The organism is Pseudomonas kitaguniensis, assembly GCF_009296165.1.
Taxonomy (GTDB): Bacteria; Pseudomonadota; Gammaproteobacteria; order Pseudomonadales; family Pseudomonadaceae; genus Aquipseudomonas; species Aquipseudomonas kitaguniensis.
On the sequence record NZ_VUAZ01000155.1, the window covers coordinates 14,143 to 27,802 of the forward strand.

Consider the following 13,660-nt stretch of genomic DNA (forward strand, 5'->3'; position numbering starts at 1 on the left):
ATGCGCTGCATGTCATGTTGCAAGGTTCGAAGGTCGGTGAACTGGTCGACGCGCGTGGCAGGGGCATTTATTTTTCGTATGACGCTGATTGGCTGGCGAACGTCTCTTCAACGCACTGGCCCACAATCGTGACGATCACGCAAAAAACTTCTCGTTCTTTGGCTCGCCCGCAGGCTGGCAACTGGCTCCGGCATATGACCTGACGTTTGCCAATACCAGCGGTCGCGGCAATGAGCATACCAGCGCGTTTTCAGGTTCTGGTCAGCCGTCGCGCAAGGCAATCATGAAGGTGTGCGAGCCGTTCAGCTTCCTCGAGCCTGCGCTCTACATCGAGCAGACCTTGGACGCGTTATCGACATGGAGCCCGCGTTGTACTCACCTTGATGTCGATAAAACCTTGAGCGCGCAGGTGTTTACTGCCCTCACATCGGTATGGAAAGCCTTCTAGCGGTGATCGTTCCTGCACTGATGTTTGGCTTGGCTTACTTTTTAACCAGCGTCGAACACGCCGCTTTGTAGGCTTCATGCTGATATTTGTTCAGCGTGGCCGGCAGTTCAAAGTTGTGTTTCTTGTTCTGCGCGTTGAGGGTCTGCGGCGACAGCAGCGTCACGTCAACGCCGTCCAGCAGTTGAAACACGCCTTCAATCTTGAACGTGGTCGGGCCGCCGGCGAATTCGCCTTTTTACTGCGCTTTTTGATCGCGATACGAGTGATGGCGTGTTCTTGCACGAAAGCTTTCACCTGGGCAGCGAAGGCTTTGACGTTGGCCGCCTCATCGTCGTCTTCGAGGGCGATTTTCTTGGTGGCCAGGGCGACGTGGGTCAGCGCCAGCCCGTCTTGGGAGGCGACAGCGATAATGGCTTCGCTGCCTTTGATTTCGATGCCGCAAATAGTCATGAGTGGCCTTAGTCGTGATGCGCGCAAATGGGCAGCGGATTGTCCCTTATTGCGCTTGCGTGTCATAGCAGGCAATCAGTTACCCATTAGCGCTAGCCGAACGACGTTAGCAGGCTCTATCTATTACAACGTAAGGTCGTCGCGCCCTACGATGTTAAATTTGCCGCCGTCGATCACCAGGATGCTCCCGTCCGGGTTAGTCGACTTGAAGCTGAAGGCGCCTTCGACGGTCTCAAGCGCATCAGAGAAGGCCAAGCTGATAGAGCCTGAGTCGGCATCATGGGTGTAAAAAACCGATTCATCGTTTTCTACCAATAATTGCCAATAAACGGCACTCACCTTCTTATCTTCAATCGCATACCTGCCATCGGTTAGCGTGCTGAGAAAGGTAATCTCGACACCATGAACCATATCGGGCAGGCGTTCCAACGCCGAGAGCGTCGTACGCATCTGACGGTCGGTTGTGTAGTAATCCCGCGCGAAATTGAGGCCTTCAGCCGTTAACGTCAGGGCTGGGGACGTTCCGATACTGGCGCCCAGGGTGCCTTGGGAAGGGGTTGCGCAGGTTTGGGGAATGACGTGTCGAGTCAGCATGATCAGCTCCTTGGAGTAAATCCTTGATGATCGGATAATCCGTATCATCCGCTGAACATAGGCGCCGCCTGGCACACCGTAAACTGTGAGAACTGACAGTTGACAGGTGCCTTGCCAGCGCAGATGCAAACACGTTCGTGGGGTTATTCCTGGCCGATCGACTCCAAAAACTCGGACCGCTCATCACTCATCCGCGCCAGGCAGTCATTCTGTTGAATCGCATAGTCCTTGCTGCCATTCACCGCCGGGAAGGTGTCCACCGCGCAATCGGCATCGCGCAGTTTTTCCCACTTTTGCTGGGCGTCCTTCAGACGAGCGGTAATGTCGGCCAGTTGCGACTTGTTGCCGGCATAGGCCGAGCCCATGCGTTCCAGCAAACCTTGATAGTTGTCCTTGAGCAATTGTTCGGCGGTGGTTTTGTTGTAGGTCGCGCATTCCAGGGTTTGTTTGTCGTTTTCGATGCCATCGCACGGCGTGTTGTCGGTGTCTTCGGCCGCGTGAACGCCGGTTGCGATGAGTGCCAAAGCCAGGAAAATCGATTTCATTGCGCCGTCTCATATCAGGTGATGCGGAATTCTGGCTCAAGCGTAAGACAAAGAACAGTCGCCAGTCAGACGTGTCTTCATGCGCTTTGTCGTGGATTGACGCTTTCGGCAATTCCCCTGTCGTTTTTGCACCCGGCTCAGGTTGCCCCTGGGCATATGCTGGCCCAAAGCGCCGGCAGACGATTCGGCGCATGAATCGCCAATAAGGGGACGCCTGATGAGCCCAGCGCAATTGCACGCCGACAGCATCGTTATCGACGGGCTGATCATTGCCAAGTGGAACCGCGACCTGTTCGAGGACATGCGCAAAGGTGGCCTGACCGCCGCCAATTGCACCGTGTCGGTGTGGGAAGGGTTCCAGGCCACTGTCAATAACATCGTCGCCAGCCAGACCCTGATCCGTGAGAACAGCGACTTGGTGATTCCGGTCAGAACCACCGCCGACATTCGCAAGGCCAAGGAGCTGGGCAAGACCGGCATCATCTTTGGCTTCCAGAACGCGCATGCGTTTGAAGACCAGCTCGGCTACGTCGAAATCTTCAAGCAGCTCGGCGTGGGCGTGGTGCAGATGTGCTACAACACCCAGAACCTGGTCGGCACCGGTTGCTACGAACGCGATGGCGGCCTGTCGGGCTTTGGCCGCGAAGTAGTCGGCGAAATGAACCGCGTCGGCATCATGTGCGACCTGTCCCACGTGGGCTCCAAAACCAGCGAAGAAGTCATCCTCGAATCGAAAAAACCGGTGTGCTATTCGCACTGCTTGCCTTCGGGGCTTAAAGAGCACCCGCGCAACAAATCCGATGAAGAACTCAAGTTTATTGCTGACCACGGCGGTTTTGTCGGCGTGACCATGTTCGCGCCGTTCCTGGCCAAGGGCATCGATTCGACCATCGACGACTATGCCGAAGCTATTGAATACACGATGAACATCGTCGGCGAAGACGCCATCGGCATCGGCACCGACTTCACCCAGGGCCATGGTCAGGATTTCTTCGAAATGCTGACCCATGACAAGGGCTATGCGCGCCGCCTGACCAGCTTCGGCAAAATCATCAACCCGCTGGGCATCCGCACCGTGGGCGAGTTCCCGAACCTCACCGAAACCCTGCTACGGCGCGGCCACAGCGAACGCGTGGTGCGCAAGATCATGGGCGAGAACTGGGTGAATGTCCTACACGACGTTTGGGGCCAATAAATAACTCTGGAGCCTACTCCGCTCGCCGATAGCTGCGTCAGGTCCTCGCGCCAAACTCGCCGTACGTACCGTACTGTCTCGCTTGTCGCTCCGGTCCTTCCTTGCTCTCGACGTACTCGCTACGGCTCCAAAGTCATTCACACGGCTTGTTTATAAGAGCAAAACAAAAGCTTTGCTAAGCACTGAAACCGAATTTTCTGGAGTTAAATTTCCATGGCCAAGATCGCCCCGCAATTGCCTATCGAAGTCGACAGCGAAACCGGTGTCTGGACCTCCGACGCCCTGCCGATGCTGTACGTGCCGCGCCATTTTTTCGTCAACAACCACATGGGTATCGAAGAGGTACTCGGCGCCGATGCCTACGCCGACATTCTCTACAAGGCCGGCTACAAATCCGCCTGGCACTGGTGTGAAAAAGAAGCAGAATGCCACGGCCTGGAAGGCGTTGCGGTATTCGAGCACTACATGAAACGCCTGTCGCAACGCGGCTGGGGCTTGTTCAAGATCCAGGACATCGACCTGGACAACGGCACCGCCAGCGTCAAGTTGGAACACTCGGCGTTCGTCTACGTGTACGGCAAGGTCGGGCGCAAAGTCGACTACATGTTCACCGGCTGGTTTGCCGGCGCGATGGATCAGATCCTTGAAGCTCGCGGCAGCAAAATCCGCACCGTGGCCGAGCAAGTCTACGGCGGCTCCGAAGAAGGCCATGATGACGGCCTGTTCACCGTCAAGCCGTTGTAAGTCGAGGAACCCTGCCATGGCTTTCGAAGCAATGTTCGCGCCGATCCAGATCGGCAAACTGACCATTCGCAACCGCGTGCTCAGTACCGCCCACGCCGAGGTGTATGCCACCGACGGCGGCATGACCACCGACCGCTATGTGAAGTATTACGAAGAGAAAGCCAAGGGCGGTATTGGCCTGGCGATTTGTGGCGGGTCTTCCAGTGTGGCCATCGACAGCCCGCAAGGCTGGTGGAAATCGGTGAACCTGGCCGATGATCGGATCATCCCGCACTTCCAGAACCTGGCCGATGCCATGCACAAGCATGGCGCCAAGATCATGATTCAGATTACCCACATGGGCCGTCGCTCGCGTTGGGACGGCGAGCACTGGCCGACGCTGCTATCGCCGTCGGGCATTCGCGAGCCGGTGCACCGCGCCACCTGCAAAACCATCGAGCCGGAAGAGATCTGGCGCGTAATCGGCAACTACGCCAGCGCCGCTGCGCGGGCCAAAGCCGGTGGCCTCGACGGTGTGGAACTGTCGGCGGTGCACCAGCACATGATCGACCAGTTCTGGAGCCCACGGGTTAACAAACGCACCGACGAATGGGGCGGAAGTTTTGAAAACCGCATGCGTTTTGGCCTGGAAGTACTCAAGGCCGTGCGCGCTGAAGTCGGCGCGGATTTCTGCGTGGGCATTCGCCTGTGCGGTGATGAGTTCCACCCGGACGGCTTGTCCCACGAGGACATGAAACAGATCGCCAAGTACTACGACGACACCGGCATGCTCGACTTTATCGGTGTGGTCGGCTCGGGGTGTGACACGCACAACACCCTGGCCAACGTGATCCCGAACATGAGTTATCCACCGGAGCCGTTTTTGCACCTGGCTGCCGGTATCAAGGAAGTGGTCAAGGCGCCGGTGCTGCACGCGCAGAACATCAAGGACCCGAACCAGGCCACGCGCATTCTGGAAGGCGGTTATGTGGACATGGTCGGCATGACCCGTGCGCACATTGCCGACCCGCACCTGATCGCCAAGATCAAGATGGGCCAGATCGACCAGATCAAACAGTGCGTCGGCGCCAACTACTGCATCGACCGCCAGTACCAAGGCCTCGACGTGCTGTGCATCCAGAACGCCGCGACCTCGCGTGAGTACATGGGCGTGCCGCACATCATCGAGAAGTCCAGCGGGCCTAAACGCAACGTCGTGGTGGTCGGTGCCGGGCCTGCCGGGATGGAAGCTGCACGCGTGGCGGCGGAGCGTGGCCACGACGTGACGCTGTTCGAGAAAAAAGACTTTATCGGTGGGCAAATCACCACGGCTTCGAAGGCGCCGCAGCGCGATCAGATCGCCGGGATCACCCGCTGGTTCCAGCTTGAACTGGCACGACTTAACGTCGACCTGCGCCTGGGCGTGGCGGCGAATGCCGAGGCGATCCTCGACCTGCGCCCGGATGTGGTGGTGCTGGCGGTGGGCGGGCATCCGTTCCTGGAACAGAACGAACACTGGGGCGCGGCTGAAGGCCTGGTGGTGAGCAGTTGGGACGTGCTCGACGGCAAAGTCGCGCCGGGCAAAAACGTGCTGGTGTACGACACCATTTGCGAATTCACCGGCATGTCGGTGGCGGACTTCCTTGCCGACAAAGGCAGCCAGGTCGAGATCGTCACCGACGACATCAAGCCCGGCGTGGCCATCGGCGGTACGTCGTTCCCCACGTACTACCGCAGCATGTACCCGAAAGAAGTGATCATGACCGGCGACATGATGCTGGAAAAGGTCTACCGCGAGGGCGACAAACTGGTGGCGGTGCTGGAGAACGAATACACCGGCGCCAAAGAGGAGCGGGTAGTCGATCAGGTGGTTGTGGAAAACGGCGTGCGCCCGGATGAAGAGATCTACTACGCGCTCAAAGGCGGCTCGCGCAACAAGGGCCAGATGGACATCGAAGCGCTGTTCGCGATCAAGCCGCAGCCGTGCCTGAGCGAGGCGGGTGAAGGCTACTTGCTGTTTCGCATCGGTGACTGTGTGGCGCAGCGCAACACCCACGCTGCGATCTATGACGCCCTGCGCCTGTGCAAGGATTTTTGACTCAGTGTGGGAGGGGGCTTGCTCCCGATAGTGGTGGGTCAGCTACAGAGACAGGAACTGACAGTCCGCCATCGGGAGCAAGCCCGCCTCCCACATTAAGGTCCAGTTTCACAGTAGACCTGTGCGGTCGTTGGGAGCTTCACCATGTTGAACACTTTGCTGCCTATTCTGCTGTTTGCGGCGCTGGGCCTCGCAGCACTCGGCGCACTGCGCCGGGTGAACCTGTGGCGCCGTGGCCGCGCGTCCAAAGTCGACCTGCTCGGCGGCCTGCTGGCGATGCCCAAGCGCTACATGGTCGACCTGCACCACGTGGTCGCCCGCGATAAATACATTGCCAATACTCACGTCGCCACGGCCCTGGGCTTTGTGTTGTCAGCGCTGCTGGCGATTCTGGTGCACGGCTTCGGCCTGCATAATCGCATCCTCGGCTATGCCTTGCTGCTGGCCTCGCTGCTGATGTTTGTCGGCGCCACCTTCGTCTACCTGCGTCGCGCAACCCGCCGTCGCGCCTGTCGAAAGGCGCGTGGATGCGCCTGCCGAAAAGCCTGATGGCGTTCTCGCTGAGTTTCTTTGTGGTGACGTTGCCGGTGGCCGGAATTCTGCCTGCTGACTTCGGCGGCTGGTTGTTGGCAGCACTGCTCAGCGTGGGTGTGTTGTGGGGCGTGAGCGAGATGTTCTTTGGCATGACCTGGGGCGGCCCGATGAAACACGCCTTCGCCGGCGCGCTGCACCTGGCCTGGCACCGCCGCGCCGAGCGTTTTGGTGGCGGCCGTTCGACCGGTTTAAAACCGTTGGACCTCACCGACAAAAGCGCGCCGCTGGGCGTGCAAAAACCCAAGGATTTTACCTGGAACCAACTGCTCGGTTTTGACGCTTGTGTGCAGTGCGGCAAGTGCGAGGCCGCGTGCCCGGCCTTCGCCGCCGGCCAGCCGCTGAACCCGAAAAAGCTGATCCAGGACATGGTGGTCGGCCTGGCCGGCGGCACCGATGCCAAGTTCGCCGGCAGCCCGTATCCAGGACAACCCATCGGCGAACACAGCGGCAACCCGCACCAGCCGATCGTCAACGGCCTGGTGGACGCCGAAACCCTGTGGTCGTGCACCACCTGCCGCGCGTGCGTGGAAGAGTGCCCGATGATGATCGAACACGTCGACGCCATCGTCGACATGCGCCGCTACCTGACCCTGGAAAAAGGCGCCACGCCGAACAAGGGCGCCGAAGTCTTGGAAAACCTGATCGCCACCGACAACCCCGGCGGCTTTGCACCCGGTGGTCGCCTGAACTGGGCGGCGGATTTGAACCTGCCATTGTTCAGCGACAAGGGCAGCGCTGACGTATTGTTCTGGGTCGGCGACGGTGCCTTCGACATGCGCAACCAGCGCACTTTGCGCGCCTTCGTCAAAGTGCTGAAAGCCGCCAGGGTCGACTTCGCGGTGCTCGGCCTGGAGGAGCGCGACAGCGGCGATGTGGCCCGGCGCCTCGGCGATGAAGCGACGTTCCAACTGCTGGCCACGCGCAATATCCAGACGCTTGAAAAGTACTGCTTCACGCGGATCGTCACCTGTGACCCGCACAGCTTTCACGTGCTGAAAAACGAGTACGGCGCGTTCAACGGCAACTACGTGGTGCAGCATCACAGCACGTTCATGGCCGAGCTGATCGGCGACGGCGCGTTGAACCTCGGCCAGCACAAGGGCAACAGTGTGACCTACCACGACCCGTGTTACCTGGGCCGTTACAACGGCGAATACGAGGCCCCGCGCCAAGTGCTGCGCGCGCTGGGCATTGAGGTCAAGGAGATGCAACGGTCGGGTTTGCGCTCGCGCTGCTGTGGCGGCGGTGGCGGTGCGCCGATCACTGATATTCCCGGCAAGCAGCGTATTCCCGACATGCGCATGGACGACATCCGCGAAACCGGCGCCGCACTGGTGGCTGTAGGTTGCCCGCAGTGCACGGCGATGCTTGAAGGCGTGGTTGAGCCGCGCCCATTGATCAAGGACATTGCCGAGCTGGTGGCCGAGGCGTTGCTTGAAGACGCAGCGCCTGCCAAAGCCCCTGCCAGGCTTGAACCTGCGGAGGTGCACTGATGAGCGAGATTATCCGCCGCGACCCACGCGCCGAATGGATCGCGCGTAACCGCCTGCACCCGCTGCACGCGGCGATGCAGCCGGTGCAAGAGCATTGGATGGGGCCGAACGGCATCATCCGCAAAAACCCGCATGGCGTCGGTTTTATCGGCCCCAACGGCATCAAGCGCATCGACCGCAGTGGCGCCCAGCAAGGCGGCGCGGCCAAGCGCTCGGCCGCTGTTGAAGTGCAGTTGCCGTTGCACCAGGTGCCTGCACCGGCGTTTTACATCAGCGTGGTGCCGGACATGGTCGGCGGCCGCCTCAGCAGCCACGACCGCGACGTGCTGGGCCTCGCGCGGCAACTCGCGGGCAGCGACGGCGCGGTGTTGGCGGTGGTGTTTGGCGAACATAAAGAAGGCGCCTTCGCCACGGCCGGGGTTGATCGCCTGCTGGTGCTGGAAGGCCACGCATTCGACGGTTATTCACCGGAGCAACGCGTGCACGGCTTGCGGGCTGTGGATAACCAGTTCAGCCCGCGCCACTGGTTGCTGCCCGACAGCCGCAGCGGCGGTGGCGAGCTGGGCCGACGTTTTGCCGCCAGCCTCAAAGAGCGCCCAGCCACACGGGTGTGGCAGGTCAACGGCGAAGCGTGCATCGGCCGCGCCGGTGCGGGCCAGGAAGATTTGGCGCGGCCATTGCCACGCCTGATTCTGGCCGCCGTCGAATGTGCCGAGCCGGTCAGCGACACGCGCCACGAAGTGTTGCCGGTGGTGTTATCCACAGCCCTGGCGCGCAGCGTGTCGCGTATTGAAGACCTTGGGGCCGTGGCGGTGGACCCGGCGGCGATTCCGATGGCCGAGGCCGAATTCATTTTCTCTGGCGGCAACGGCGTGCAGGACTGGCCGCTGTTCCACCGGGCCGCCGCCGCGCTGGGCGCCACCGAAGGCGCCTCGCGCGTGGCGGTGGACGATGGCTTTATGGCGCGTGATCGCCAGGTTGGCGCCAGCGGCACGTGGGTCACGGCAAGGGTTTACGTGGCCGTGGGGATTTCCGGGGCGATCCAGCACCTGCAAGGCATCGGTGCCTGCGACAAGGTGGTGGCGATCAACCTCGACGCGGGCTGCGACATGATCAAGCGTGCCGACCTGTCGGTAATCGGCGACAGCGCCGCGATTCTGCAAGCCTTGATCGCTGCGGTCGAGGCCTACCGCAACGGCGCCAAGCGCGACGCGGCTTAAGCAAAGGACAAGGTTATGCACACTCACGTAATCAGCCTGGTTTCCATCGGTGCCCACCCCACGTCCGGGCGCCCGCGCCGCGCCGAGCAAGACGCCCGCGCCGTCGAGCTGGGCCTGCAACTGGCTGGGGATAAGTTGCAGGTGTTGCACGCCGGCAACATCAACGAGCCGACCTTGCGCAGCTACTTGGGCATGGGCTTGCCACAGTTGCACGTGCTGGAACAGCCGGCCGGCGCGGACGCCTTGCCGGCGCTGAGTGATTACCTGCGCGACGCCGGCGCCCACGTGGTGCTCACCGGCAGCCAGGCAGAAACCGGCGAGGGTTCGGGCATGTTGCCGTTCCTGCTGGCGGAGCAATTGGGCTGGCCATTGATTGTCGGGCTGGCGCAGGTTGAGTCCATCGATGGCGGCGTCGCGCATGTGCTGCAAGCGTTGCCGCGTGGGCAGCGGCGCCGCTTGAAAGTGCGTTTGCCGTTTCTGGCCACGGTGGATAACGCCGCGCCCAAACCCCGGCAAAGCGCCTACGGCCCGGCACAGCGTGGGCTGTTGGCGGCGCATGAGGTCGAGATAGAAGCAGACGAGTTATTCACAGGCGCGCAGTTGCAACCGGCCAAGCCTCGGCCCAAGCGCCTTAAAGTGATCAAGGCCAAGAGCGGCGCCGACCGCATGAAAGCCGCGACCGCCAAGGCCAGTGGCGGCGGTGGGCAAGTGCTCAAGGGGCTCAGCGCTGAAGACGGTGCCCAAGCCATCCTCAAGCTGCTTATTGAAGAAGGCGTGGTGCGCTAATCCCCGGTGGGGAGGGCTTACCCACAATCCCTGTTGATCCGCCTGTGGATAACCTGTTTGCGACTGTCCACAGGCCCTTAAAACCAAGCCCTGCAGCCCTCTGTACGAAAAACAACCAGGCTAACTGACGGTTTTTACTGGTTTTTTCCGTGAATAACTTAATTCCCATGCACAGACTTGCCCCCAAAGTCTGTTGGCGCTTCTGTGGATAAGATGTTCGCTATCGTCTGCAGGCCTTATAGAACGTGGCTTTTAGTGAGGTGATCAAAATATGACCAATCTGCGTAATTTACCTTGTTCACGGGCTGTAAACCCCCGGAATCTGCAGGGTTCAGGTGGTTTTCCACAGTCGTGCCGAAGTTGCCCCCAAAGTCTGTTGGTGCTTCTGTGGATAAGGTGTTCGCGTAGTGCTGCAGGCCATGTAATACGGGCTTCTTGGTCGGTTGGTTAATAAGTGATCAGTTGCTGATGGAATCCGACAACTTGAATAAGTCACGGATTTTCTTCGACTATTTTCAACAGAGACGCGCACTTGCCCACAATTACTGTGGGTGGCTTTGTGGATAAGTTGTTGGGCAAAGGCTGCAGGGCAGGTTTTCAGCGGCCTGCAACGAAGTTGATCAATTATTGAACACCTGCGCGTTTCAACGGTGGGAGCGGGCTTGCTCGCGATAGCGCTCTATCAGTCGCCAGATGCACTGGCTGACACACCGCCATCGCGAGCAAGCCCGCTCCCACACACACTTTTTTGATCGCTGGTGGGGCGGTTATTCGTGTACGGCCACGCCTTTGAGGTAAGGCGCGGGCGCGGCGCCGAGGTTGCTCAGCAAACGCTCGCTGTACCAGTCCACAAAATTCACCACACCAAACTCATAGGTTTTCGAGTACGGCCCCGGCTGGTAGGCGGTGGAGTTGATACCGCGCTGGTTCTCTTCAGCCAGGCGGCGGTCCTGGTCGTTGGTGGCGTCCCAGACTTTACGCATGCGTTCAACGTCGTAATCCACACCTTCCACGGCATCCTTGTGCACGATCCACTTGGTGGTGACCATGGTTTCCTGCGCGCTGATCGGCCACACGGTGAACACAATAATGTGGTCGCCCATGCAGTGGTTCCACGAGTGCGGCAGGTGCAGGATGCGCATCGAGCCGAGGTCCGGGTTCTGGATGCGGCCCATCAGCTTGGCGCAACCCTGTTTGCCGTCCAGGGTCATCGACACGGTGCCCTTGAGCAACGGCATGCGCACGATGCGGTTACGCAGGCCGAAGCTGGCGTGGGCGTACGGAATTTTTTCGGCGTCCCAGGCCGCGGCCGAGGCGGCAACGTGGTCCTTGAACGCCTGGTCGGCACGCGGGTCGGTGACGTCGTCCCATTCCAGCAGGGTTTTCAGCAGTTCCGGGTGCGATGCGTTGCAGTGGTAGCACTCGCGGTTGTTTTCGAGCACCAGTTTCCAGTTGGCTTTTTCGAACAAGGTGGTCTGGATCGCCACCTTGGTGTTCTCCATGTCGTAGGGTTCCATGTAGTGGTTCAGCGTCGACAGAAAGTCATCCATGGCCGGCGGGTTCTTCGCCAGGCTGATGAAGATGTAACCGCCGGCGGTCTTCACGTTCACCGGCTTCAGGCCGTATTGCTGCATGTCGAAGTCGGCGCCCATCTCGGTGCCGGCGAACAGCAGGCGACCGTCCAGCTCGTAGGTCCACTGGTGGTAGTGGCACACAAGTTTTGCCACCTTGCCCTTGTCGCTGGTGCACAAGCGCGAGCCACGGTGGCGGCACACGTTATGAAACGCATGCACCACGCCCTCGGCGCCACGGATCACGATGATCGGGTTCTTGCCCACTTGCAGGGTCAGGTAGTTGCCCTTGGTGGGGATCTCGCAGGTCATGCCGGCGATCAGCCATTCTTTTTGGAAGATCTCCTGCATGTCGATATCAAACAGCCGCTCATCAGAGTAAAACGGCTGCGGCAGCGAAAATGTGCGCTCGCGCTCTTGCAACATCTGTGCGGTGGCCTTGCGTGCGGGTTCCAGCGGATCGCCCAAGCTTAAGGTTGCGGTGACGTCCATCGTGTGTGTCCTCAAGGCCATTCTGGGTGGCCGCGATAAGTGACTAATCAGGTTTTGCAGCAAGGCGTAAAGAAAGTGTCTTGGTTGGGAGCGAGTGTGGGGCCGCCGATGCGCCGAACCTTATCCATGAGCGACATGGCCCACTCTGTTCCCGACGCGCAACCCCAGTGCCATGGGGGCTGGTCGCGATAAGTATGTGAATGTCGCAGATAGGTAAATGGGTGGTTCGCGCGTTACGCAGAATCGCCACCATGAGGCCGACCTACGGCTGCGGAGAACAGCATGTCCAACAGCTTCCTGAATCCGGTCACTACCCAGACCTGGGCGAATGGTCGGCACATCGTCCGTTGCGTCAAAGTCATCCAGGAAACCTGGGACGTGCGCACCTTTTGCTTTATGGCCGACCAGCCGATCCTGTTCTTTTTCAAGCCGGGGCAATTCGTCACGCTGGAGCTGGAAATCGACGGCCAGCCGATCATGCGTTCTTACACTATTTCCAGCTCACCCTCGGTGCCTTACAGCTTCTCGGTGACCATCAAGCGCGTGCCCGGTGGCAAGGTCTCCAACTGGTTGCACGATACGCTGCAGGAAGGGCAAGAGCTGGCGGTGCACGGGCCGGTCGGGCTGTTCAATGCCATCGATTTCAGCAACCCCAAAGTGCTCTACCTCAGTGGCGGCGTCGGCATCACGCCGGTGATGTCCATGGCGCGCTGGTATTACGACACCAACGCCAACGTCGACATGACCTTTGTCCACAGTGCGCGCTCGCCCAAAGACATCATTTACCACCGCGAGCTGGAGCACATGGCGTCGCGGATCGACAACTTCAGCCTGCACCTGATCTGCGAGAAGCACGGCTTGGGTGAGCCCTGGGCCGGTTATCGCGGCTACCTGAACCACAAGATGCTCGAATTGATGGTGCCCGACTTTCTTGAGCGCGAAGTGTTCTGCTGTGGCCCTACGCCCTACATGAACGCGGTGAAACGGCTGCTGGAAGTGGCCGGTTTCGACATGGCGCGGTACCACGAGGAATCGTTCGGCGCCACACCGCCCGAAGCGCGTGCCGACGCGGTTGAGCAAGCCGAGCAAGCCGCCGACGCGCCGGAAATCGACTTGGCCGACCTGCACCAGGTCGAATTCATTGCTTCCGGCAAGAGCATCCGCGTGGCGCCGGGCGAGACGGTTCACGCCGCAGCGGCCAAGCTGGGTTTGCTGATCCCCAAAGCCTGCGGCATGGGCATCTGCGGAACGTGCAAGGTGATGAAGCTGGGTGGCGAGGTCGAGATGGACCACAACGGCGGGATCACCGAAGAAGACGAAGCCGAAGGCTACATCCTGTCGTGCTGCAGCGTGCCCAAGGGCGACGTGCGCATCGAGTTCTAATTAACCACGATCCAGTGTGGGAGGGGGCTTGCTCCCGATAGCGGTGCGTCAGTCAGAATTCATGTAAC

General features: G+C 60.1%; 10 protein-coding genes and 2 pseudogenes. 8 read left to right on the forward strand and 4 right to left on the reverse strand.

Translation table 11 applies throughout. The annotated features are described in order from the left end of the window. Positions 1 to 88: 88 nt before the first annotated feature. Positions 89 to 448, forward strand: coding sequence for a HipA domain-containing protein (locus F0169_RS23515; protein WP_241679165.1), 360 nt, complete (start codon positions 89 to 91; stop codon positions 446 to 448). Between the two features lie 34 nt (positions 449 to 482). Here F0169_RS23515 and F0169_RS23520 read toward each other — a convergent pair. The 3 genes and pseudogenes from F0169_RS23520 to F0169_RS23530 all read right to left on the reverse strand — a co-directional run bounded on the left by F0169_RS23520 (position 483) and on the right by F0169_RS23530 (position 2,037). Beyond that, positions 483 to 898 (reverse strand): annotated as a pseudogene (locus F0169_RS23520) (DUF3010 family protein). A 123-nt stretch (positions 899 to 1,021) separates the two neighbouring features. Continuing rightward, positions 1,022 to 1,492: a hypothetical protein gene (locus F0169_RS23525; protein ID WP_152747757.1), complete on the reverse strand. Its 471-nt coding sequence runs from the start codon at positions 1,490 to 1,492 to the stop codon at positions 1,022 to 1,024. A gap of 143 nt (positions 1,493 to 1,635) precedes the next feature. Continuing rightward, entirely contained in the window at positions 1,636 to 2,037 is a 402-nt protein-coding gene (locus F0169_RS23530) for a lysozyme inhibitor LprI family protein (RefSeq protein WP_058415188.1), read from the reverse strand. Positions 2,038 to 2,254: 217 nt separating this feature from the next. Here F0169_RS23530 and F0169_RS23535 point away from each other — a divergent pair, with 217 nt between their 5' ends. The 6 genes and pseudogenes from F0169_RS23535 (at position 2,255) to etfB (ending at position 10,146) form a co-directional block, all read left to right on the forward strand. Continuing rightward, on the forward strand, positions 2,255 to 3,232 hold the full coding sequence (locus tag F0169_RS23535; RefSeq protein ID WP_058415189.1) for a dipeptidase: 978 nt from the start codon (positions 2,255 to 2,257) through the stop codon (positions 3,230 to 3,232). Positions 3,233 to 3,445: 213 nt separating this feature from the next. Then, the gene (locus F0169_RS23540; protein WP_152747758.1) at positions 3,446 to 3,976 is read left to right on the forward strand and encodes a 4-vinyl reductase; all 531 of its coding nucleotides are present in this window, start codon (positions 3,446 to 3,448) and stop codon (positions 3,974 to 3,976) included. A 16-nt stretch (positions 3,977 to 3,992) separates the two neighbouring features. Beyond that, positions 3,993 to 6,053 carry a dimethylglycine demethylation protein DgcA gene (gene dgcA / locus F0169_RS23545; RefSeq protein WP_099234757.1) on the forward strand — a complete coding sequence of 687 codons (2,061 nt, stop codon included), beginning with the start codon at positions 3,993 to 3,995 and terminating at the stop codon, positions 6,051 to 6,053. Positions 6,054 to 6,197: 144 nt separating this feature from the next. Continuing rightward, positions 6,198 to 8,140, forward strand: a pseudogene (dgcB, locus tag F0169_RS23550) (dimethylglycine demethylation protein DgcB). Further along, entirely contained in the window at positions 8,140 to 9,360 is a 1,221-nt protein-coding gene (gene etfA, locus F0169_RS23555) for an electron transfer flavoprotein subunit alpha (protein WP_152747759.1), read from the forward strand. The pseudogene dgcB and the gene etfA overlap by 1 nt, the downstream one beginning before the upstream one ends. A gap of 15 nt (positions 9,361 to 9,375) precedes the next feature. Next, positions 9,376 to 10,146, forward strand: coding sequence for an electron transfer flavoprotein subunit beta (gene etfB / locus F0169_RS23560; protein ID WP_152747760.1), 771 nt, complete (start codon positions 9,376 to 9,378; stop codon positions 10,144 to 10,146). Between the two features lie 767 nt (positions 10,147 to 10,913). Here etfB and gbcA read toward each other — a convergent pair. Next, a complete protein-coding gene (gene gbcA, locus F0169_RS23565) occupies positions 10,914 to 12,209 on the reverse strand; it encodes a glycine-betaine demethylase subunit GbcA (RefSeq protein ID WP_058415195.1) in 1,296 nt (431 codons plus the stop codon). 282 nt (positions 12,210 to 12,491) lie between these two features. Between gbcA and gbcB the strand changes: the two genes are divergently transcribed. Then, positions 12,492 to 13,592, forward strand: a complete 1,101-nt coding sequence (gene gbcB, locus F0169_RS23575; RefSeq protein ID WP_058415196.1) for a glycine-betaine demethylase subunit GbcB — start codon at positions 12,492 to 12,494, stop codon at positions 13,590 to 13,592. The last annotated feature ends 68 nt before the right edge of the window (positions 13,593 to 13,660 follow it).